Raw genomic sequence first — 23105 nt, 5'->3', positions numbered from 1 at the left:
GGTGTTTCAACCCAACTCCGACAGCCCTTAAGCCCCGAACCAAACCGCCGCAGCCTTGGCAGCCTGGATGAAGCTGCCTTGCACCGGTCCTGTTACGGGATCGACCAGCATCAGGTTTACGGGCAGGCCAAACTCCTCCACCTCCATCTGGTCGGCATCGCGCCAGACGCGGCCATCATGGGCCAGATACTGGCGCGATTGCGTGCGTTGCAGCAGGGGGCGGATATCGCCGGACCAGGGGAAGGCGGGTTTGCCGAGCGCCGCTGCAAACCCCATTTCATAGGCCGTACCATCATCGACGGACGGCCCCCGGAAGGGCATGCAATTGGCGATCACGCCGTCGGCCCCCCGGATCAGGTCCAGGTTGGCCTGCCGGATACGGGCGGCGAATGCCGCCCCGCCTTCGCCGTCTGCAGGCGACAGGGCATTATCCATGGGAAACACGCCCTCCAGCCCCAGTTCCTCACAGATGGCCTTCATCGACGCCGCTGCGGCCAGCGGGTCGGGCAGGAACACATCCGGTCCCGCCAGATAAAGGCGCGGCCTCACCGCGTGCCGCCGATCTTCAAGGGATCGACGCGGAAGCGGGCGAACCCGTCCGGGGCCGGCCCTTCATAGGACAGGGCCGGCTGTTCGGACAGCAGTTCCTGGGCCAGCGGTGAGCTGTCGAAATAGACATTCACCCCTGCCGGCATCGGCGCGATGCGGAAGGAATTGTCGGTCGACGGCTCCACCACACCCTTGGCGCGGATATATTCGATGATGGCCGACTGCACCGTGTCGGGCGACTGATAGACGATTGTGGTGCCATCCAGGCCCGGCACCGCACCGCCGCCATTGGCGCGGTAATTGTTGGTGACGACCAGGAATTCCTGTTTGTCGTCGATGGGCTTGCCCTGGAACATCAGGTCCTTGATGCGGTGCGCCTTGTCATTGGCCGGCTTGCCGTCGCGATCGAACCGTTCGGGCTGCGTCAGGTCGATGCTGTAGGTCACGCCGTCGATAATGTCGAAGGAATAGGCCGGCACCCGCACATTGACCAGCGACTGCGGCTCCTTCTTGTTGGGATCGATGACCGACAGGGCGCGGGACGACATTTCCAGCCAATCGCGCACCTGTGCACCCGTCAGTTTCACGACGGCCAGCTGGTTGGGATAGACATAGAGGTCGGCGACATTGCGGATGGCCACGCTGCCGGCGGCAATGTCGGTATAGAAGGCGGGACCCGGCCGCCCGCCCGACTTGAACGGTGCCGCCGCCGACAGGATGGGCAGGGAGGCCAGCTCCGTCCCGGCCAGGGCACGCGCCACATAGGCCCGCTGCGCCTCTGCCACCAGCTCCACCCCGGCGCTGTCGCCCAGGAAGGAGAAATAGGAATGGATGCGGGCCGTCACCTTGCCCACGGGGCGGCGGACATAATCCAGCGTGCCCTGATGGCTGGGGGCCAGCAGGGTGCCGACCTCGGCGTCGGGTTCGGCCACCACCATGCGGCCATCCTGGCGTTCCTGGATGGGCTTGGCCATGGCCGTACCCTCCACCACCTGCCAGCCCTTGCCCTTCTTTTCCAGCTTCAACTGGATCATGCCCAGATGGCTGCCATAGGAACCGGACATCACCAGCGGCTTGCCATTGACGGTGCCCTTGGCAAGGTCGGCCTTGGGCAGGCCCTCATAATCCTTGCCGGGGAAGACGCGGTGGCTGTGGCCTGTGATGACGGCATCGACGCCCGGCACCTCGGTCAGGGCGTTGGAGATATTCTCCTCGCCCCCTTCACGCGGGAAGAAGGACAGGCCCGAATGGGACAGGACGATGATGACATCGGCCCCTTCCTTCTTCATGCGCGGGACATAGACATTGGCCATGTCGATAATGTCGCGGGTGGTGACGCGGCCTTCCAGCTTGTCCTTGTCCCAGATCATGATCTGCGGGGTCAGCAGGCCCAGGATGCCCACCTTCACCTTCTGCCTAGCGCCCTTGTCATCGACCAGGGTGCGTTCCTGGATGACATAGGCGGGGTAGAGGGTGGGGGCGTTGGCCGGGTCCTTGTCGCCATCGACCTTGAAGACATTGCCGGCCAGCACGGGGAACTTCGCCCCCGCATAGACATTGTGCAGCACGTCCAGGCCGAAATTGAATTCATGATTGCCCAGCACGGCAGCGTCATAGCCCAGCAGGTTCATGGTGGCCATGGCGGGATGGGTGGGCTTGTCCTTGCCCACCCCGCGCTCGCGCACGACCCAGTCGCCCATGGGCGTGCCCTGGATCAGATCGCCATTGTCCAGCAGCAGCGTATTGGGATTGGCGGCCCGCGCCGCCCGGATCAGCGGCGTGACCCGGATCAGGCCGACGCCGGCATCCGGCTTGTCGGCATAATAATCGTAATCCTCCAAATACATATGCAGGTCGGTGGTGGCCAGTACCTGCAAGTCGATCTTCTCCTGTGCTGTGGCGGCACCCGCCATCGACAGGAACAAGGCGCCCGCCATCAGGGCACGGGAGGGGAGATTACGAATCACGGAAGGCGCTCCATCGGGTTCTGTTGCCGCCCAGCAGCAGGTGCATCGCAGCAAATACGGTTAAGAAATGCAGGAGGCGTGGGTCTCGCCCCTCCGAACCGTCATGCTGCGCCGCAAAACTGTGGCGGTAATGATACGCTGGTTGAGATATAGCCGTTCAAGCCCCTGCAGGCATAGCTGCAGAGGTGCTTGTCATGGAACTGTAATTTATTCGTTACCTAAGCGTCACGGGCATCTGGTGTTGTCCGCGCGATCCGGTCCGGCTTATTGGGGGCTTTCGTATGACCATCGAGAATAAGAAGGCGGCGTCGATCCTGCGCCGTCACCTGTCCGCTTTGAATATCGGCACTGGCGCCCTGGCGCTGGCCATCGCTTCTTCCTGGGCCGTCCCGGCCATCGCGCAGCAGACGACCTCGTCCATGACGGGTCAGATCGTGACCGCCGCCGGCGCCCCGGCGGCCGGTGCCGAAGTCACCATCGTCCATACGCCGTCCGGTACGCGTTCGGTCACCAACGTCAATGACCAGGGCCGTTTCCAGGCCGGCGGTCTGCGCGTCGGCGGCCCCTACACCGTGACCATCACCGCTGCCGGCGCTGAGCCGCAGGTGCTGGAAGGCATCTTCATCTCCCTGGGCGAGCCGTTCGCCCTGGATCTGGCGCTCGGCAGCCAGATGGAAGAGATCGTGGTGTCCGGTCAGCGCATCGCGTCGAAGACGGTGGGCATCGGCACCAATTTCGGTGAAGGCCAGATCAGCGCCGCCCCGTCGATCAGCCGCGATCTGAAGGACATCGTCCGCAACGATCCGAAGGTGTTCATCGACGCCGGCAACTCCAACGCCATCCAGATCGCCGGCGCCAACAACCGCTTCAACAGCCTGACCATCGACGGCGTGAAGCAGAACGACGATTTCGGCCTGAACAATGGCGGCTACCCGACGCAGCGCTCGCCGCTGTCGCTGGAGACGGTGGAGGGCCTGTCGGTCCTGACCGCGCCGTACGACGTTGAATATTCGGGCTTCCAGGGCGGCACCATCAACGTGGTGACCAAGTCGGGCGGCAACGATCCGCACGGCTCCTTCTACTATTTCTATGGCGACGAGAGCCTGTCCGGCGACCGCAGCGGCAGCCGCCGCAACCTGATCAGCCCGTACAAGGAAACCACTTGGGGCGGCTCGCTGTCGGGTGCGCTGGTCGAAGACAAGCTGTTCTTCTATACCAATTACGAGAAGTTCAAGAGCCAGGCTCCGGTGGTGTTCGGCACCCAGGATAGCGGCCTCGGCAACCCGATCCAGGGCGTGACCACCGCCCAGGTCAATCAGGTCCGCGAGATCGCGCAGCGCATCTATGGCTATGACACGCTGGGTCTGGCCGATGGCAGCCTGCCGGAAGCGGATGAGAAGATCCTCACCAAGCTCGACTGGAACATCACCGACGATCATCGCGCCTCGTTCGCCTATCAGCGCAACAAGGGCAACAACATCATCGATGCCTCGTCCAGCACCAGCGCCAATCCGCGCACGCTGTCCTTGCAGTCGAACTTCTATGATCGCACCCAGATCATGGACAGCTACTCGTTCCAGCTGTTCTCCGACTGGACGTCCGACTTCTCGACCGAAGTCAAGCTGGCCCGCAAGGAAGTCGAAAGCCTGCGTCTGCCGCTGAACGGTCTGGGCTTCGGCGAAATGCGCATCATGACGCCGGGCGGCGCCCAGGTCGTGATCGGTCCCGACATCTCGTCGCACAGCAACTACCTGACGACGACGACGGACAGCGCCAAGTTCAAGGGCACCTACCTGCTGGGCGATCACAAGATCACCGGCGGTTACGAGTACGACAAGTACGACTATTTCAACCTGTTCCTGCAGCGCAGCTTGGGCTACTGGGAATTCAGCTCTATCGCGAATTTCGAAGCCCGCAACGCTTCCCGCTTCCGTTTCGCCAATGCCCCGTCGGGCAATGCCGACGACGCGGCGGCGGATTGGAAGTACACGCAGCACTCCTTCTACCTGCAGGACACCTGGGATGTGACCCCGGACCTGCAGCTCCAGGGCGGTCTGCGTTACGAGCTGTATGACAACAACAAGGCCCCGAAGGCCAACGCCAACTTCCTGTCCCGCTATGGCATCTCCAACACGGAGACCATCGACGGCAAGGATATCTGGCTGCCGCGTCTGGGCATTACCTACAAGCCGTTCGAGGACACGACCGTCCGCGGTGGCGCCGGCCTGTTCACCGGCATGGGCCCGGTGGTGTGGCTGTCCAACAACTATTCCAACGACGGTATCACCCAGCGTTCGCTGGACGTGTCCCGCCCGACCGGCACTATCTCGGCTGCCGACGCGCTGCTGCTGAACGGTGTCACCGGTCAGGTTCCGGCCGCCGCCGTTTCCCGTCTGGCCAGCATCGGCGAAGGTTTCGTCAACGCGCTCGACCCGAACTACGAGCTGCCGTCCAGCTGGAAGTACTCCATCGCCATCGACCAGTCGGTTGACATCCCCTATCTGGGCGACAACTGGCTGTTCACGGCTGAGGCGATCTATACCACCGTGAAGAACGCCAACTTCTACAAGGATCTGCGTCTGGTGCAGACCGGTACGGCCCCCGATGGCCGCCCGATCTATGGCCAGCGCGCACAGACCACCGTCAATGCGGCCGGCGCCACCGTGACCCGCGCTGCCGGTTCGGACCTGCTGCTGACCAACACCAAGAAGGGTGATGGTCTGGTCCTGTCGCTGTACGTCTCCAAGAACTGGGAGACCGATTACGGCACCTTCGATCTGGCCGGCGGCTATGCCTACCAGAACGTGAAGGACGCCAGCCAGGGCACCAGCTCGGTCGCCGGCTCGAACTACGAACAGTTCGTGACGACCGACCCGAATGTCGATCTGCTGGACACGTCGAGCTATGAGCTGAAGCACCGCTTCAACGCCAGCACGACCTACAGCGTCGAATATTTCGACGGCTACAAGACCTCGCTGAGCCTGTTCGGCGAAGCGCGTTCCGGCAAGCCCTACAGCTATGTGTTCGGTTGCTCCAACACCCAGAACCCGTTCGGCGATCCGGCCTGCCGCAGCACCCGCTCGCGTCAGGCGCTGTATGTGCCGTCGGGTGCCAGCGATCCGCTGATCGATTGGGCCGCCTCGTCGATCACCCCGGCGCAGATGGACAGCTATATCGAGCGGAACGGCCTGTCCAAGTATCGTGGCTCGGTCATCCCGCGCGGCGCCCTGGAAAGCAGCTGGATCTACTCGCTGGATGCCAAGCTGGCCCAGGAAATCCCGGCGCCGATCGAAGGCCACAAGGCCATCCTGACGATGGACATCACCAACCTGACCAACCTGCTGAACAGCAGCTGGGGCCGCAATCAGGAAATCCCGTTCTTCAACGCGGTGAATGCCATCAACGCCAACATCGTGAACAACAAGTACGTGTTCACGGGCGCCCTGCGCGAACCCTCCGAGACCGTGCGCAACCGCGCCTCGGTCTGGAAGATCCAGCTGGGTGTGAAGTACGAGTTCTGATCCTTCTTCAAGCAGGATCAATGACTTGGGGAAAGGCGGCCTTCGGGCCGCCTTTTTTCGTTATGGCAGCCTTGCAGCCGCCGGGGCCGGTAATGATCTTTCTATTTCCTCTGGGCAGTATCGGATTGACAGGTATTTTGGTAAAATTGCGTTCATGATTGCCATGTCCGACACCCCGGCCGAACGCCGGATACATCCGCGTAACCCGACAGAACCCATCTTCCTGATGGTTGCCGGTCGCCCGTCCCGTCTGCTTGACTGGTCGTTCGGGGGTCTGCGCGTCCGTCCGGAACAGGCCGGTGGTTTCATCGTGGGACAGCGCGTGGATGTCACCATCCTGCGCCCCGACGGGCACAGCTGGGCCCGCCTGCCCGTCACCATCCGCCATGTCGATCATGAGGATGCGGGGGCGCTGGGTGTTATGCTGGTGGACCGGCTGTCGGCCTTCCCGCTGCTGCTGGAACTGTTCAACCACTCGCTGGCGCGGGCTTAACCCGTCCACCTGCTTGCCCTTTCCCTGCCACCCGTCGCATGCTGTGCCCCGGAAATGGGGAGCTTGAGCGTTGCACGATCTTGAAATCCTGATGCGTCTGGGCACGGCGCTGGCCATCGGCCTGCTGGTCGGGCTGGAGCGGGGCTGGCGGTCGCGCGATCTGGCCGATGGGCAGCGCGCGGCGGGCCTGCGCACCTTTGCGCTGTCGGGCCTGCTGGGCGGTGTGGCCGGTGCGCTGGCGCATGGGCTGGACAATCTGCTGTTCCTGGGCCTGGCCTTTCTGGGCTTTGCGGGTGCCTTCACGGCCTTCCACTGGCTGGAATCGCGGGAGGAGGGCCGGAATTCGGTCACCGGCGTCGTCTCCGGCCTGCTGGTCTTCCTGCTGGGTGCCTATGCCATGCTGGGGGAAATCCGCGTCGCCGTGGCGGCAGGCGTGGCCACCACCCTGCTGCTGGCCCTGCGTGATCCGCTGCATGAATGGCTGCGGCGTCTGCAATGGGTGGAAATCCGCGCCGTCCTGATCCTGGCGGTGATGAGTTTTCTGGCCCTGCCCGTCCTGCCCAAAGGTCCTGTCGATCCCTGGGGGGTGCTGAACCCGGCGGAGATCTGGTTCCTGGCCATCCTGATCGCCGCCATTTCCTTCGGCGGCTATGTGGCGGTGAAGCTGTTCGGGGAGAAGCGGGGGGTGCTGGTGGCGGCATTGGCTGGCGGCCTTGCCTCCTCCACCGCCGCCACGCTCACCCTGTCGCGCGTGGCCAAGGCGCAGCCGGCGGCGTCGCCCCTGCTGGCCGCCGGCATTCTGCTGTCCGGTATGGTCAGCGTGATGCGTGTGCTGCTGGTCGCCCTGATCTTGAACCGGGCGCTGATGCTGCCGCTGCTGGCGCCCGCCGGGGCGGCGCTGACCGTAATGGGCCTTTCCGCCCTGATCCTGCTCCGCCGTGATGGCACGGGGCCGGAGGATACGACCCCGGCCCTGTCGAACCCGCTGGAACTGGGTACCGCCTTGAAACTGGCCGGCTTCATCGCCCTGGTGCTGGTGGCGGCCGAACTGATCCAGCGTTTCGTGGGCGATGCGGGCCTGCTGGTGGCCGCCGCCGCTGCCGGCATCGCCGATGTCGATGCCATCACCGTCGCCATGGCGCGCCTGGGCACCAAGCCGGAAAGCCTGTCCCTGGCCGCCGCCTGCACCCTGCTGGCCGTGGGCGTCAACACCATCACCAAATCGGTCATGGCCGGCAGTGTGGGGGGCCGCAGCCTGGGCCTGTCCGTCGGCATCCCCAGCCTGGCCGCCGTCACGGCGGGGGCGGCTTCATTCTGGATGGTGTGACCGATGGTTACCCCTCCACCCCCAGAATCTCCAGCGGTGCTTCCCGTCCGCGCAGGGTGACGGGACCGAGGGGGAGGGGGGGCACGCCGGGGACGGGGCGGCAGCGCTGCCAGCCATCGGCGGTCAGGATCAGGTCGCGGCCCGCCTCCTTGGCGATGGCGTCCAGGCGGGACAGTGAATTGATCGTGTCGCCGAAATAGGTGATCTCACGGCGTTGATCACCGACCTGTGCCACGATGACGGGCCCGGCATGGAGGGTGATGCGGAAGCCCAGTTCCACCCCCATATCCCGCCGCAGCGCCGTCAGGGTGCGGCGGATGGCGAGCGCGCAGGCCAGGGCCGGCGCGTCGGGGCGTTGCGGGGTCAATCGCCAGCTCATGATGGCCTGATCGCCCACATATTTGTCGATGGAGCCGCCATGGGCGCGAACCGGCTCCCCCAGCGCGTACAGGAAGCGACCCACGATGCGCATCGCCTCCCGGTCGCCCAGCCTGGCCGCCAGGGCCGTGGAATTGGCCATATCGATGGCCAGGAACAGGCGCTGTTCCTCCAGCGGGCGGGCGTAACGGCCTGTGATCAGGGCGAAGAACACCTGATTGCCGATCAGGCTGCGGCTCTGGTCCAACAGCAGCAGCAGGATGACGGAGGCGGCGGCATAGGTGAAGACCTGGAAGAAATCGATATTGGGGCCGTCATCCCCATCCATGCCCACCATTTCCTCCACCGTCAGGGCCAGCGCGATGCCCAGCAGGATCAGCATGATATAGGCAGCGTAGAGTGCCAGCAGGGCGCGCCCGCGCGGCAGATCGGCAATCCGGTCGCGCAATCGGCGCAGCAGCAGCCCATGTTTGAAGGCCAGGCACAGGCCGCCGATAAAGGCCCCATGCACCATGGAGACAGGCAGCGAGACGCCGGCCCAATGCGCGATGGGAAAGCCCAGCGTGCTGCCGATCAGCAGCACTAGGACCCAGGCGCGGACATGCCGCCAGACGGGGGTGGACGGGGTGGGAAGGGCGGAGCTTTCCGGCAGGGAGACCATGGGGCGGGCACCGGGAGGCGGGGGGCGGAAGTCGCCCCACGCTATCATGCGCCCCAACGGATGCAATGAGGGCTGTCACAGGTGCATCGTGCGTGCATCCGGTCCAGCGGTTTGTTAGGCTGCCGGGATATGCAGCGCGGGGTGGTGCGTGGTCTACGACATCTTCCTATCCTATCCACGGGCCGAGCAGGGGCCGGTGACCGCCCTGAAACAGGCACTGGAGGCGCTGGGCCTGTCGGTCTGGATGGATGTCAGGGAGATTGCCGACGGCACGCCGGTGACGGGCAGTATCGTGGACGGGCTGGCGCAGTCGCGTGTGCTGCTGGCCTGGTACGCGCCTGCCTATGCCCTGTCGCGCCCCTGCCAGTGGGAACTGACCGCCGCCTATCTGGCGGCACAGCAGGAGGGCGGCAAGGTCGGGCAGCGCTTGCTGGTCGTGAACCCGGTGGAGGGTACGGCCCATGTGGGACAGGCGCATCTGAAGGATTGCCAGCATCTGTCGGGGCGCGGGGCGGTGGTGGAACTGGCGGTGCGGGTGCGCGATGCGGTGGACCGGGCTTTGTCGCCCTTTGCCCATATCCGCGCCCTGACGGCCCCGCCCTGGCCCGCCGGTCCCCGCCGCAGCGGGTCCAACCGCTTCGTGGGCCGGATACGGGAGCTGTGGGACATTCATAACGGCCTGATTGCCGGTGATCTGGCCGTCATTTCCGGCAAGCCGGCGGGCAATGATCTGGTCCGGGTGCATGGCATGGGCGGCATCGGCAAATCCCTGCTGGCCGAGGAATATGCCCTGCGTTTCGGTGCTGCCTATCCCGGCGGCATCTTCTGGCTGTCGGCCAGCCCGCCGGACACAAGGACCACGCCGGAGCAGCAATATCAGGGCCAGATGCTGGATCTGGCGCAGCGGTTGGGGATGGAGATCAAAGGGCAGGCACTTCCTGTGGTGCAGGGGATGCTGCGGCGGCATCTGGAAGTGGTGGGTTCCTATCTCTGGGTTGTTGATGATCTGCCGGTGGGGGCCGGGGCGGAGCTGTTACGCCACTGGCTGGCCCCCACGGGAAAGGGCCGGACCCTGATCACCAGTCGCAGCGGGGGATGGAGTGGCAATGGTCAGGCCATACCGCTGGAACAATTGGATGATGACACTGCGTTTGAACTGCTGACCAGCCGGCAGAAGCCGAGGGATGCGGCGGAAGTGGTGGCGGCAAAGGAGATTTTGGGCGTGTTGGGCAATCATGCCCTGGCCGTGGATGTGACGGGGGCGGCGCTGGTTCGCGTTACCTATGCCCAGATGCTGAACGAACTGCAGAACCCGACACGGGACGCGCTCGACCTGGCCGCCAAAATGGCCAAGGACCTGCCCAATGGGCATGAAGCCAGTGTGGCTGCTACCCTGCTACATTCCATCACCCGCCTAGACCCGGATGCGCAGGAGGTGCTGCAACTGGTCTCTCTGCTGGCCGTCGAACCGATCCCCCGTGACTTCCTTGTCTCCCTGATGGCCGCGATTGGGGAGGGGAAACCTATTAGCCCGCTGGTCGCAGCGTTGCCTCTTGATGCGGCGGCGGATGAGGGGCTGCTGGAACGGCTGGATGACAAGAGTATCGCCGCCCACATCCTGGTCACCCGTACCATCCGCCTACACCAACCCATCAGTGTGGAGATGCGGCGGATGGTGGTGGAAGTGATGATTGGGGCGATGCGGGATGCGGAAGATATCCGCGAACATAACCGGCTGGCTCCCCTCCTGCCTCATGCACTGGCGCTGGTGGAAACGGTGGAGGATATGAAAACGGCACAACTGTTAGGCCGGATCGGTTCTTTCTTGCGGGAACGTGGCGCATATCACATGAGTTCTGAAATACATCGCCGCCAATACAGTTTTTTCCTTTCGGAGCTCAGTTCAGAACATCCTCTAACGTTATTAAGTGCCAATAATTTGGGCGCTGCCATGCTTAATGGAGGGGATATTAAAGAGGCTCTAAATATTCTGAATTTTGTTTATAATATTCGCGTTCGAACTCTTCCAAAAAAACACCAGGACACCCTAATAAGTAAAGGTAATTTAGCAAACGCCCTTAGGATAAATGGTAATATTCTTGAGGCCGCAATGCTTGAGAGGGAGCTTCTGGAAACATACCAACATAAATTAGACCCAACTGACCCGCGCACGTTCATCTGCATGAATAATTTGGCAAAATCGCTTAAAGATATGGGGAGTTTTCAAGAAGCATATGAATATGAAAATAAGGTTTTGAAATATAGACATGAGTTTTTGGGGGCAAGGCACGTTGATACTTTGTCTATAATAAATAATCTATCTAGTACAATCCGGATGCTCGGTGATTTTCAGAAGGCTCGAGAAATGGAAGAGAATTTGTTGGAGGTGCGGCGAGACGTACTTGGGGAAGATCATCCAGATACTTTAATGACTATGAGTAATCTTGCAAACACATTATGGAATCAGCGGGATTTTGAATCTGCTCGACAACTCGAACAAAAAGTCCTTAGTTTAAGGCGTATTGTACTTGGTGAATATCATATTGACACATTAACTTCCATGGATAATCTTGCTTCGACGCTGATGAGTCAGAAAAAATATGATGAATCATGCAAAATACTGACTGATGTATTTAATATTCGTCAAAGAGAACTTGGGCGCGAGCATCCAGATACACTGATTAGTATGAATAACTTAGCAAATGCCATGTGGGGGCGAGGGGATTGTGAGAATGCCCTAGATATGATGTCCGAAGTGTTGGTGCTACGTCAGAAAGTGCTTGGCAAAGAACACCCTGATACCCTGATTTCAATGGGTAATTTGGCGTGTGCTCTTTGGCAGTTGGGTGAACTGAGGTCAGCTTTCTCTTTGATGAGAGCAACCTATTTAAGTGCAGCTCGCAAATTAGGCACCAGTCACCCCCACACAGAAGCTTTCGCCAAAACCCTTCAGCAGATGCAATCCGCAGGCCCCAAATGACAAACCACGACTACCTCCTCTCCCCCACCCGTCATGCCGATGACATCGCCGCAGACGCACCGGCGCTAGCGGGGATTTTGCGGGGGGCGGAGGTGGCGACCGCTGTCAGATTGTTCGAGGTGGCGGATAATGAGGCGGTGGCCAATCAGCGGGAGTTTCGAGGTCACGCGCGCAGGGCCAATGTGGGGGCGGCGTTGGCGACGTTCCTGGCGGCGGTGGCCTTGGCGGTGCCGGAGGCTTGGCCGGGTTGGGTTGCCGCCACGCTGGCAGTGCTGGGTGGGCTGGCGGGGTTTGTGGCGATGGCCTCGCTTCACTATCTGCGCAGCGGGGAATTGCTGAAGGAGTGGATGACACAAAGGGCCAAGGCCGAAAGTCGGCGGCTGGCCTATTTCAGCACTGTGGTTGCTGCGGTGAAGGGCGGGGATGCCGCGCTGCTTCTGGACGCCCTGGACTATATCCGCCGGTTTCAGTTGGAGGTTCAGCTTCGCTATTATGAGGGGCGGGGCAAGGAGCATCGTGCGCATGGCAGGTTGCTGCTGAAGGCCGGTTCCATTGCGGTGGGGCTGGGGGCGGTTGGAACGCTGTTCAGCGGGTTTGTCGCCCCCTGGGTGCCCGTGCTTGGTGTGTTCGGGGCGACATTGGCCAGCCTTGTCACCACGCAGGAGGCCATGGGCCAGGATCTGCGCAATGCCGAGCGGTATCGCCGGACCTGGGACAGCCTGATGGAGATACAGGCGCTGTTGGCAAAGGTGCGGCCCAAGGTGCAGGCAGGCGATGCAGACGCGCTGGAACTGTGGGTGGCGGCGCTGCATGAACATCTGTCGGTGGAACACCGCGAATGGCTGGCGCAGGGGGAAAGCACCAAATCGATGCTGGCGCAGTTGCAGGACAAGCTGAACGCGTCGCCCCCGCCCGCCGGGCAGGGGTGAGGGCGGGGAGGACCCGCGCGGGTGCGGGGTTTCCGCGGATTACGGCGTTGCCTAATCCGCGCTACGGGTGGGGAGCGTGGCCCCCTTACCCCAATATCCCCGGCAGGTTCAGGCCCTTTTCCCGTGCGCAGTCCTTGGCGATGTCGTAGCCGGCGTCGGCGTGGCGCATGACGCCGGTGGCGGGGTCGTTCCAGAGGACGCGGCCCAGGCGGCGGGCCGCCGCGTCGGTGCCGTCGGCGACGATGACGACGCCGCTATGCTGGGAGAAGCCCATGCCGACGCCGCCGCCATGGTGGAGCGATACCCAGGTGGCACCAGATGCGGTGTTGAGCAGGGCGTTCAGCAGGGGCCAGTCGGAGACGGCGTCGGAACCGTCCAGCATGGCCTCTGTTTCGCGGTTGGGCGAGGCGACGGAGCCGCTGTCCAGATGGTCGCGACCGATGACCACGGGGGCCTTCAGCTCGCCCTTGGCCACCATCTCATTGAAGGCCAGTGCCAGACGGTGGCGGTCGCCCAGGCCGACCCAGCAGATGCGGGCGGGCAGGCCCTGGAACTTGATCTTTTCCCGCGCCATGTCCAGCCAGTTATGCAGGTGGGCATTGTCGGGCAGCAGTTCCTTCACCTTGGCGTCGGTCTTGTAGATATCTTCCGGATCGCCCGACAGGGCCGCCCAGCGGAAGGGGCCGATGCCGCGACAGAAAAGCGGGCGGATATAGGCGGGCACGAAGCCGGGGAAGGCGAAGGCGTCGGTGACGCCCTCTTCCAGCGCCATCTGCCGGATGTTGTTGCCGTAATCGAGCGTGGGCACGCCGGCCTTCCAGAAATCCAGCATGGCGCGGACCTGTACCGCCATGGACGCGCGGGACGCCTTTTCCACGGATTTGGGGTCTTCCTCGCGCGCCCGCAGCCATTGGTCCAGGGTCCAGCCGGCGGGCAGGTAGCCGTTGATCGGGTCATGGGCAGACGTCTGGTCGGTGACGGCATCGGGGCGCACGCCCCGGCGGACCAGTTCGGGGAAGACTTCCGCCGCATTGCCCAGCAGGCCGACGGAAACGGGCTTCTTGGCCTTGCAGCTTTCATCGATGATGGACAGTGCCTCATCCAGGCTGTCGGTGGCGCGGTCCAGGTAACCGGTGCGCAGGCGCATGTCGATGCGCGAGGGCTGACACTCCACAGCCAGACAGGAGGCACCGGCCATCACGGCGGCCAGCGGCTGTGCCCCGCCCATGCCGCCCAGACCGCCGGTCAGGATCCAGCGGCCAGACAGGCTGCCGCCATAATGACGGCGGCCCACCTCCACAAACGTCTCATAGGTGCCCTGGACGATGCCTTGCGTGCCGATATAGATCCAGCTACCCGCCGTCATCTGGCCGTACATCATCAGGCCCTTGGCATCCAGCTCATGGAATTTGTCCCACGTGGCCCAGTGGGGGACGAGGTTGGAATTGGCGATCAGGACGCGCGGGGCGTCGGCATGGGTGCGGAACACGCCGACCGGCTTGCCCGATTGCACCAGCAGGGTCTGGTCATCCTCCAGATCGCGGAGCGCCGCGACGATGCGGTCGAAACTGGCCCAGTCGCGCGCGGCCCGGCCGATGCCGCCATAGACCACCAGCTCCTCTGGCCGTTCGGCCACGTCGGGGTCGAGGTTGTTCATCAGCATGCGCAAGGCGGCCTCCGTCAACCAGGACTTGGCGGTGCGGTCGGTGCCGTGGGGGGCGCGGATCAGGCGGGTATTGTCGATGCGGCTCATCATGTCCTCGGTTATTTGGGGGCCGTCTGAGTTGAGTTGACCTGCCCCCCAAACGTCATTCCCGCGCAAGCGGGAACCCAGCGTGAGGCGCAGTTAGCGCCGATATGAGTCATGTCGCAGCTATCGCTGCTCTCGCTGGGTCCCCGCTTGCGCGGGGATGACGGTGGGGAGGCATCACCCCTTGGGGTCCGTCGCCCAGCCGATGCAGGCGGTCAGGATGGTGCGCAGGGCCTTTTCCATGGGTGCGGCATAGGCCGTGTCATAGGCGGGGGGCCAATTATGGGGGGTGGGATCGTCGTCGGGTTCCAGAAGGTAGCCGCGCGTCGCCAGTTCCATCTGCACCGCATGCACGCCCTTGGCGGGTTGCCCGTAATGGCGGGTGATGTAGCCGCCCTTGAAGCGGCCATTGCTGACGTGGGTGAACTGTGTGGCGTCACACGCCGCCTCAATCACGCGGGTCAGGCCGGGATCGCAGCTTTTGCCCTCAAACGTGCCGATGTTGAAATGCGGCAGCAGCCCGTCGAACAGGCGCGGCACCCAGGACCGGATGGAGTGGCAATCATACAGCACGACGCGCGGATGCGTGCGGCGCAGGCGCAGGATTTCCAGCATCAAGGCGGCGTGATAGGGAGCGTGGAACAGTTCGCGCCGGCGCAACACCTCCATCGCGTCGGGTTCCTGGCCGGGATTGTAGAGCGGTTCACCGTCAAACGTGGTCAGCGGGCAAAGGTCGGTCGTGGCCTGTCCAGGATAGAGGGAGGCACCGTCGGGCGGGCGGTTCACGTCGATCATGGTGCGCGACAGGCTAGTCTGCACGATGGTGGCGCCCAGGTCGCGGGCAAAGAAATAGAGCTGCCCCACCCACCAGTCGGCATCCTTGCGCGCCCGCCAGGGATCGGCCAGCGTGTCCTCCAACGCCCAGTCGATCTCCGTTCCCGCGTGCGGGATGGAGAGGATCAGGGGCGCGGTGCCCTGATGGATGATCAGCCAGTCCTGGTCCATGGTTGGGTTCTCCTGTTCCGGGGCGGGGTTATCTTTGCCTTGGGATCGGTTGTTCCCTCACCCTCCCAAGCCTTGGCAGGCTTGGGCCCCTCCCTCTCCCACCTTCGTGGGCGAGGGAAGAAGTTTTCGCCCCTCGCCCGCTTGCGGGAGAGGGAGGGGCCCGAACGCGTCAGCGTTTGGGAGGGTGAGGGGGCACCCGTCCTCACACACTCGGCAGTTCCACACCGCCCGTCGTCACCGTCCTGATCAGGGCACCAGTGCGGACCAGGGTCAAGGCGGTGTCGATGTCGGCGTGGAAATAGCGGTCGTCGGTGAGGGTGGGGACGACATTGCGCAGGGTGGTCCGCAGGGATTCCAGAACGGTCGAACTGGTCAAGGGGGCGTGGAAGTCGCAGCCCTGGACTGCCGAGAGATATTCGATGGCGACTACACTGTCGGCGTTCTTCACCATGGAGAGCAGGCGGCGGGCGCCGTGGGCGGCCATGGAGACATGGTCTTCCTGGTTGGCCGAGGTGGGGATGCTGTCCACGCTGGCTGGATAGGCGCGCTGCTTGTTCTCCGAAACCAGGGCTGCGGCGGTGACCTGCGGGATCATGAAGCCGGAATTCAGGCCCGGCTTCGGCGTCAGGAAGGCGGGCAGGCCGGACAGGGCCGGGTCCACCAGCATGGCGATGCGGCGTTCGGACAGGCTGCCGATCTCGCACACCGCCATGGCGATCATGTCGGCGGCAAACGCCACCGGTTCGGCGTGGAAATTCCCACCGGACAGCACGCTGTCATCCTCCGCGAACACCAGCGGATTGTCGGAGACGGCGTTGGCCTCCGTCAGCAGCGTCTGGCCCGCCTGACGCAGCAGGTCCAGTGCCGCCCCCATCACCTGCGGCTGGCAGCGCAGGCAGTAGGGGTCCTGGACACGGATGTCATCTTCGCGGTGCGAGGCGCGGATGGCGGAGCCGTCCATCAGGCGACGCAGCGTGTCGGCCACCGCGATCTGACCCTTGTGACCGCGCAGCAGATGGATGCGTGGGTCGAAGGGGGTGTCGGAGCCCTTGGCGGCCTCGGTGGACAAAGCACCGGTGGCGAGCGCGGAGCCGTGCAGGCGTTCGGCTTCGAACAGGCCGGCCAAAGCATAGGCGGTGGAGAATTGGGTGCCGTTCAGCAGGGCCAAGCCTTCCTTTGGCCCCAGGGTCAGGGGGGACAGGCCGGCGGCCTTCAGCGCGTCCGCCGCCTTCATTCGGGTGCCGTTGGCGATGACCTCCCCATGGCCGATCATTGCCGCTGCCATGTGGGACAGGGGGGCGAGGTCGCCCGATGCGCCCACCGAACCCTGGGCCGGGACCACGGGCAGGATGTCGTGGGTCAGCAGCGCTTCCAGCAGGTCGAGCGTTGCCGGCTTCACACCGGACGCGCCCACACCCAGGCTGGCCAGCTTCAGCGCCATCATCAGGCGCAGGACATTGCGCGGCATCGGATCGCCCACGCCGGCGGCATGGGAGAGTACAATGTTGCGTTGCAGCAATTCGAGATCTTCCGCAGCAATGCGGACGGATGCCAGCTTGCCGAAGCCGGTATTCACGCCATAGACGGGGTCGCCCTTGGCGATGATGCGGGCGATGGTGGCGGCGGAACGCTCCACCGCCGGGCGGCAGGCGGGGTCCAGCGTCACGGCGGCGCCATTATAGATGCGGCGCCATTCGCCCAGGCTGACAGCGCCGGGGCGCAGCGTGACGGACATGGATTGCGGCATCAGATCCCCCTGTGGATACGGGCATGCAGGGGGTTGAACCCCATGCGGTAAACAAGTTCGGCGGGACGCTCAATGTCCCAGATGGCGAGGTCGCATTGCTTGCCGGCTTCCAGCGTGCCGATATCGGCGTGGCGTCCCAGCGCCTTGGCCGCAACGCGGGTGGCGCCGGCCAAACATTCCTCCACACTCATCCGGAACAAGGTGGCGGCCATGTTCAGCGACAGCAACAGCGAGGTCAGCGGGGCCGTGCCGGGGTTGCAGTCGGTCGCGACCGCCATGGGCACGCCGTGCAGGCGGAACAGGTCGATGGGCGGCAGCTTGGTGTCGCGCGTGAAGTAATAGGCGCCGGGCAGCATGACGGCGACGGTGCCGGATTGCGCCATGGCGCGCACGCCCGCTTCGTCGACATGTTCCAGATGGTCGGCGGACAGCGCCCCGCATTGGGCGGCCAGGGCCGCACCATTTAGGTTGGATAGCTGTTCGGCGTGGAGTTTCAGGGCCAGGCCATTGGCCTTTGCGGCATGGAAGACGCGACGGACCTGGGCCAGGGAAAAGCCGATGCCCTCACAGAACCCGTCCACGGCATCGGCCAGCTTATGCTGCGCCACATGCGGGATCATGGTGCGGCAGACCAGATCGATATAGGCGTCGTGATCGTCGGCATATTCCGGCGGAACAGCGTGGGCGCCCAGGAAGGTGGTGGCGACATCGACAGGGCGGTGGTCAGCCAGAGCGCGGGCGGCGCGCAGCATCTTTACCTCATCCGCGAGCGTCAGGCCGTAACCGGACTTCACCTCAACCGTCGTCACCCCTTCGGCCAGCAGGGCGTCGAGGCGGGGCAGCGCCTGACAGATCAGCGTATCCAGGGTGGCGGCGCGGGTGGCGCGCATGGTGGAGACGATGCCGCCGCCGGCCCGCGCAATCTCCTCGTACGTCGCACCTTGCAGGCGCAGTTCGAATTCATGCGCGCGGTCGCCGGCATGGACCAGATGCGTGTGGCAATCAATCAGGCCGGGGGTGACCCAGCGACCGCTCAAGTCGGTGGTTTGCGTGGCGGTGAAGGCGGGGGCGTCGGCCTTGGAACCGGCGAAAATGATGCGGCCATTGTGCGCAGCAATCACCCCATCCTCCACGATCCCCAGACCGGGCAGGTCGGGGCGCATGGTGGCAAGGCGCGCGTGGGTCCAGAGGTGGTCAGCGTGCATGGGGTTCATCCCGCACCTCGTCATCCCGGCGAAAGCCGGGACCCAGGGGCCAGGCGCCCGAGCGTTCAGCAGCGTAGTAGCGGGGGAACCCGATCATCGTGCCCGTGACCCCTGGGTCCCGGCTTTCGCCGGGATGACGGGAAAGAAGCGTGTGATCGAAAAACCCATGCCGCATGTCCGACCCTTTTCCCCGCTGAACCGTTCATCATGGCGTCTGCGCGCCTGTTTTCCCCTCTTTTATGTCTATACATAATTAATGTCTATACATTAATATGGGGCCCGAGATGAAATTTGGGGGTGTGGGTGATGGCCGGGTTCTGGTTCCAGCAGGCGCTGCTGCCGGGCGGATGGGCGGACGGGGTGCGGGTGGTGGAGCAGGGCGGGGTGATCGCATCTGTCACCGCTGGCACCGCCCCTGAACCCACCGATGAGCGTCATGCCATCGCCCTGCCGGGTCTGCCCAACCTGCATTCCCACGCGTTTCAGCGCGGGATGGCGGGGCTGGCGGAGGTGCGGGGACCGGGGGAGGATAGTTTCTGGACCTGGCGGGAGGTGATGTATCGCTTCGCCCACCGGATCGGCCCGGACGAGATGCAGGCCATTGCCGCCATGGCCTTTGTCGAGATGCTGGAGGGCGGGTTCACGCGGGTGGGTGAGTTCCATTATATCCACCAGGATGTCGATGGTGTCCCCTATGCCAATCCGGCGGAGATGGGGGCGAAGCTGGCGGCGGCGGCGGCGGAAACGGGGATCGCCCTGACCCTGCTGCCGGTCCTGTATCAGTATGGTGGGTTTGGCGGGCAGGCACCGGGGCCGGGGCAGAAGCGGTTCATCAACAGCATCGACGGTTTCGCGCGCGTGGTGGAGGCTAGCCGGGCCGCCATCGCCACCCTGCCCGACGGGTTGGTGGGCGTGGCGCCGCACAGTCTGCGCGCCGTCACGCCGGACAGCCTGTCCTTCGTGCCCGCCCTGGCGGCGGGTGGTCCCATCCATATCCATATCGCCGAACAGATCAAGGAAGTGGCCGATTGCCATGCCTGGAGCGGGCAGCGGCCCGTGGCCTGGCTGTTCGATCATGCCGATGTCGATGGGCAATGGTGTCTGGTGCATGCCACGCATATGGATGCGGCGGAGACAGCGAAGCTGGCGGCAAGCGGGGCCGTGGCGGGATTGTGCCCCATTACCGAGGCCAATCTGGGCGATGGCATCTTCAATGGCCGTGATTATCAGGCGGCAGGCGGGCTGTTCGGCATCGGGTCGGACAGCAATGTCCTGATCGATGCCGCAGAAGAACTGCGCAGCATGGAATATGCCCAGCGTCTGGCCCACCGGGCGCGCAATGTGCTGGGCCGCGCCGATACGCCCTCCACCGGACGGGTGCTGTTCGACGGCGCGCTGACCGGCGGGGCACGGGCGCTGGGGCAGAAGGATGCTGGCCTGTCTGTTGGCGCGGCGGCGGATTTCGTGACCCTGGATGCGACACAGCCCAGTCTGGCGGCCCGGCGCGGCGATGCCCTGCTGGACGGGTTCATCTTTGCAGGGCAGCGCATGGTGGACGGGGTTTGGCGGCGGGGCAGGCGCGTGGTAAGCGGAGGCCGCCATATCGTGCGCGACGCCGTCGCCGCGCGTTACCGTCTGGCGCTGGGAACCATCCTGTCATGAGCGTGACTGAGAATGCCGCACCGCTGCATGCCCGCATCCGGGCCGATATCGAAGGGGCGATCCTGTCGGGCACGTTGAAGGCCGGCGACCGTATCCCGTTCGAACATGAGCTGATGGCGCGCTATGGCTGCGCCCGCATGACGGTGAACAAGGCGCTAACGGGGCTGGTGGAGGCAGGGCTGCTGGAGCGGCGCAAACGGGCGGGGACCTTTGTGTCGCGCCCGCAGATCCATATGGCGGCGCTGGCCATCCCCGATATCCAGGCGGAAGTGACGGGGCGGGGGCAAATTTACCGCCTGGAATTGCTGTCGCGCGACGTGTTACCGGCAGTGTCGGTCGATCCCGACCGGATGCGGCCACCGCGTGGGGCCAAGGTGCTGGCGCTCACCTGCCGGCATCTGGCCGATGGCGTGCCCTTTGCCGTGGAGGAGCGGTTGATCAGCCTGAAGGCGGTGCCGGACGCGGCGAGCGTTGACTTTACCCAGGTGGCGCCCGGTTCCTGGCTGCTGGCGCATGTGCCCTGGACGGAGGCGGAGCATCGCATCACCGCCGCCCCCGCCGGGAGGCTGGCAGGCGCCTTGGGCGTGGAGGAGGGCACGGCCTGCCTGCTGCTGGACCGCCGCACCTGGCGCGGGGATCAGCCCATCACCCATGTCAGGCAGGTGTTTCCCGGCGAAGGCTTTGATCTGGTGGCGCGGTTCACCGGGGCCGCCGGGGGGGCGGCATGAGCGGGTTGCTGTTGCGCGCGGCGGATCGCCCCTGGACCGCGTGGAAGAATGGCGGGGGCGAGACGGCGACGGTGGCCGTCTTCCCGGAAAAGGCGGGCCTGTCGGATTTCGACTGGCGCGTCTCCATCGCGCGGGTGGACGGGGACGGGCCGTTCTCCGCCTTTCCCGGCATCGACCGGACGCTGACCCTGCTGTCGGGCGGGTCGATGGCGCTGAACGGCCATGTGCTGACGCCCGACAGCGCGCCGTTCGCCTTTGATGGCGGGGAGGTGGTGCAGGCCGTGGTCAGCGGCGGGCCGGTGCATGATCTGAATGTCATGACGCGGCGCGGGCGTTTCAGCCATTCGGTGGCACGCGTGCGCGGGCCGGTGGCGCTGGGCGGGGTGCCGGCGGTACGGCTGCTTCTGGCGCTGGACGGGGGCTATCGGGGCTTGAGGTCCTGGGATGCGCTGCTGGTCGGGCCGGAGGATGTGGCGACGGTGACGGGCGATGGGGCGGGGCTGCTGATCATCATCCGGTATGTGTGACCATGGCGCCGGGGCCGACTTCCCGCATTCCGCCGACGATTGCCCTGATCTCAACCCCATAGCTGGAGCTGAATGAAACGAAGAGCTTTCCCAGGATTCGCGGGGACAGCGCCAAATGACGGCACGTGTCGTCGGCGTAATATTGGCTGCCGATCTCCTGAAAGGATGCGGCGATACAAGCCCGATTGTCGGGCGATATCGTGACGTTTTTCACTGTATCGATGATGTTGCCGGCCAATAGGTCGGACACAAGGAAATGCTCAACATCGTCGAGAATGATCACACGCTCGATATCGTCGGGACCTCTGATTAAAAGCGATATGGTGCCGTCCTTCCCGTACCGGATTCCGGCCAGGGAATGATCATGATATCGCTTCGGATGGTCTGCGCCTGTCATCCTGCTTCCTTCAGCATCCGGGTGTACGCCCGGCATTGCCTGATGTCATGATCTATGCCGCCCGCGTCCGCCGGTCCAGCAGGAACAGGGTCACGGCGATGGCACCCATGGGCACCAGGGCCATGTAGAAGGCGGTATGGCCGCCCAGGCGGTCGAACAGGAAGCCGGTGACGAATGAGCCGAAGGTGCCGCCCAATGCGGAGAAGACCACGATCAGGCCCGTCATGGCTGCATGCTCATGCTTGGGCAGGGCCGACAGGATGACGGAGTTGATCACCGGGTAGATCGGCGCCATGAACAGGCCGATCAAGGGCAGCATGAAGGCGGCGATGGGGGCGGAAAGCCAGTTGGCCTCTGCCATCGGCTGTACGCCGTCGGCCAGCGGCAGGGTCAGCAGGACCAGGGCCGTCATGGCGGCAAGGCAGAAGGCCAGGAACGGGAACCAGCCGATGCGGGCCAGGGCGACGCCCGCCCCCAGCCGGCCCAGCGCGATGCCGGCGGCGAAGATGGAGGTGGCCTGGATCGACATGGCGGCGGGCAGGTGCAGCACCTCCGCGTTGAAGGTGGGCAGCCAGGTGCCGATGGCCTGTTCGATCAGGACATAGAGGAAGGCGGACGCCAGAAACACGACCGCGATGGGGGTGACGGCGAGGCGCGCCATCTGCTGCACGCCGGGCTTGGCGTCGGGGGCATGGGCCTCGCTTTCATCCAGCGGCGTCACGGACCACAGGGCGGCGGCGGCGAAGGCGAGGGCGGACAGGACCCAATAGACATTCAGCCAGGACGGATCGGCGGGGTTGTCATGGTTCACGAACAGGCTGAACAGCCAGTAACTGCCCAGGACGCCCAGCATGAACACGCCCTCAATCATGTTGGTCAGGCTGGCATGGCCCTGTTTGTCGCGCGTCAGCAGGCCGATGGAGGAATATGCCGCCACCTTCACATGCGCAAAGCCGACGCCGATGCAGAAGAACATCAGCTTCATGGCCCAGAAGGAAGACAGGAACGGCATCAGGGCCGCCGCCAGCCCCTGTAGAACCAGGGCGGCGATCATGGCGCGGCGATAGCCAATGCGGGGCAGGAAGCTGGCGACGATGAAGCTGGTGATGGCGATGGGCAGGTCCTTGTAGGCCTCCAGCCTTCCTGCCTCCAGCTTGGTCACGCCAAAGCTCTGGATCGATTGCAGGATGACCGTGCCCACGGCATTCAACAGCATGGCAAAGACCACATAGGTCAATCCCACCGCCAGTACCGCCCGTCCGTTGCGCATGCCTCATAT

18 protein-coding genes are annotated in these 23105 nt (G+C 64.2%); 8 read left to right on the top strand and 10 right to left on the bottom strand.

Going from position 1 to position 23105, the window contains the following annotated elements:
- Positions 1-27: 27 nt before the first annotated feature.
- Positions 28-549: a nucleoside 2-deoxyribosyltransferase gene (locus ACODSP_RS16805; RefSeq protein WP_488966714.1), complete on the bottom strand. Its 522-nt coding sequence runs from the start codon at positions 547-549 to the stop codon at positions 28-30.
- The gene (locus tag ACODSP_RS16800; protein WP_488966713.1) at positions 546-2516 is read right to left on the bottom strand and encodes a bifunctional 2',3'-cyclic-nucleotide 2'-phosphodiesterase/3'-nucleotidase; all 1971 of its coding nucleotides are present in this window, start codon (positions 2514-2516) and stop codon (positions 546-548) included. Before ACODSP_RS16800 ends, ACODSP_RS16805 begins: the two co-directional genes overlap by 4 nt.
- Positions 2517-2797: 281 nt before the next feature.
- Here ACODSP_RS16800 and ACODSP_RS16795 point away from each other — a divergent pair, with 281 nt between their 5' ends.
- The 3 genes from ACODSP_RS16795 to ACODSP_RS16785 all read left to right on the top strand — a co-directional run bounded on the left by ACODSP_RS16795 (position 2798) and on the right by ACODSP_RS16785 (position 7857).
- Positions 2798-6037, top strand: a complete 3240-nt coding sequence (locus ACODSP_RS16795; RefSeq protein WP_488966712.1) for a TonB-dependent receptor — start codon at positions 2798-2800, stop codon at positions 6035-6037.
- Positions 6038-6200: 163 nt separating this feature from the next.
- Positions 6201-6530, top strand: coding sequence for a PilZ domain-containing protein (locus ACODSP_RS16790; RefSeq protein ID WP_488966711.1), 330 nt, complete (start codon positions 6201-6203; stop codon positions 6528-6530).
- A 70-nt stretch (positions 6531-6600) separates the two neighbouring features.
- Positions 6601-7857, top strand: a complete 1257-nt coding sequence (locus tag ACODSP_RS16785; RefSeq protein ID WP_488966710.1) for an MgtC/SapB family protein — start codon at positions 6601-6603, stop codon at positions 7855-7857.
- 7 nt (positions 7858-7864) lie between these two features.
- Here the strand turns inward: ACODSP_RS16785 and ACODSP_RS16780 are convergent, their stop codons facing one another.
- Positions 7865-8896, bottom strand: coding sequence for an adenylate/guanylate cyclase domain-containing protein (locus ACODSP_RS16780; protein ID WP_488966709.1), 1032 nt, complete (start codon positions 8894-8896; stop codon positions 7865-7867).
- 148 nt (positions 8897-9044) lie between these two features.
- On the opposite strand from ACODSP_RS16780, the gene ACODSP_RS16775 reads away from it, so the two are divergent.
- Positions 9045-11876 (top strand): tetratricopeptide repeat protein, encoded by a 2832-nt coding sequence (locus ACODSP_RS16775; protein ID WP_488966708.1) that lies wholly within the window; start codon positions 9045-9047, stop codon positions 11874-11876.
- The gene (locus ACODSP_RS16770) at positions 11873-12805 is read left to right on the top strand and encodes a hypothetical protein (RefSeq protein ID WP_488966707.1); all 933 of its coding nucleotides are present in this window, start codon (positions 11873-11875) and stop codon (positions 12803-12805) included. Before ACODSP_RS16775 ends, ACODSP_RS16770 begins: the two co-directional genes overlap by 4 nt.
- An 85-nt stretch (positions 12806-12890) precedes the next feature.
- Here ACODSP_RS16770 and hutU read toward each other — a convergent pair whose 3' ends face one another.
- The 5 genes from hutU to ACODSP_RS16745 form a co-directional block, all read right to left on the bottom strand.
- On the bottom strand, positions 12891-14561 hold the full coding sequence (hutU, locus tag ACODSP_RS16765; RefSeq protein WP_488966706.1) for a urocanate hydratase: 1671 nt from the start codon (positions 14559-14561) through the stop codon (positions 12891-12893).
- Positions 14562-14732: 171 nt separating this feature from the next.
- Entirely contained in the window at positions 14733-15560 is an 828-nt protein-coding gene (gene hutG, locus ACODSP_RS16760; protein ID WP_488966705.1) for an N-formylglutamate deformylase, read from the bottom strand.
- A gap of 202 nt (positions 15561-15762) precedes the next feature.
- Positions 15763-17307 carry a histidine ammonia-lyase gene (gene hutH, locus ACODSP_RS16755; protein WP_488966704.1) on the bottom strand — a complete coding sequence of 515 codons (1545 nt, stop codon included), beginning with the start codon at positions 17305-17307 and terminating at the stop codon, positions 15763-15765.
- Positions 17307-18512 carry an imidazolonepropionase gene (gene hutI, locus ACODSP_RS16750; RefSeq protein WP_488966703.1) on the bottom strand — a complete coding sequence of 402 codons (1206 nt, stop codon included), beginning with the start codon at positions 18510-18512 and terminating at the stop codon, positions 17307-17309. Before hutI ends, hutH begins: the two co-directional genes overlap by 1 nt.
- Positions 18502-18687: a hypothetical protein gene (locus tag ACODSP_RS16745; RefSeq protein WP_488966702.1), complete on the bottom strand. Its 186-nt coding sequence runs from the start codon at positions 18685-18687 to the stop codon at positions 18502-18504. Before ACODSP_RS16745 ends, hutI begins: the two co-directional genes overlap by 11 nt.
- 131 nt (positions 18688-18818) lie before the next feature.
- Between ACODSP_RS16745 and ACODSP_RS16740 the strand changes: the two genes are divergently transcribed.
- From ACODSP_RS16740 to ACODSP_RS16730, 3 genes are read left to right on the top strand one after another with little or no spacing between them, the layout of a single operon-like run.
- Positions 18819-20174, top strand: coding sequence for a formimidoylglutamate deiminase (locus ACODSP_RS16740; protein WP_488966701.1), 1356 nt, complete (start codon positions 18819-18821; stop codon positions 20172-20174).
- The gene (hutC, locus tag ACODSP_RS16735; RefSeq protein WP_488966700.1) at positions 20171-20902 is read left to right on the top strand and encodes a histidine utilization transcriptional repressor HutC; all 732 of its coding nucleotides are present in this window, start codon (positions 20171-20173) and stop codon (positions 20900-20902) included. The genes ACODSP_RS16740 and hutC overlap by 4 nt, the downstream gene beginning before the upstream one ends.
- Positions 20899-21429 carry a HutD/Ves family protein gene (locus ACODSP_RS16730; protein WP_488966699.1) on the top strand — a complete coding sequence of 177 codons (531 nt, stop codon included), beginning with the start codon at positions 20899-20901 and terminating at the stop codon, positions 21427-21429. The genes hutC and ACODSP_RS16730 overlap by 4 nt, the downstream gene beginning before the upstream one ends.
- Here ACODSP_RS16730 and ACODSP_RS16725 read toward each other — a convergent pair.
- Positions 21413-21826 (bottom strand): hypothetical protein, encoded by a 414-nt coding sequence (locus tag ACODSP_RS16725; RefSeq protein ID WP_488966698.1) that lies wholly within the window; start codon positions 21824-21826, stop codon positions 21413-21415. The genes ACODSP_RS16730 and ACODSP_RS16725 overlap by 17 nt on opposite strands.
- A gap of 52 nt (positions 21827-21878) precedes the next feature.
- Complete coding sequence (locus ACODSP_RS16720) at positions 21879-23096, bottom strand: MFS transporter (protein ID WP_488966697.1); 1218 nt, start codon at positions 23094-23096, stop codon at positions 21879-21881.
- Between the last annotated feature and the right edge of the window lie 9 nt (positions 23097-23105).

Source organism: Niveispirillum sp. FG156, from assembly GCF_057809555.1.
This window is presented reverse-complemented; position numbering and strand designations above follow the sequence as displayed.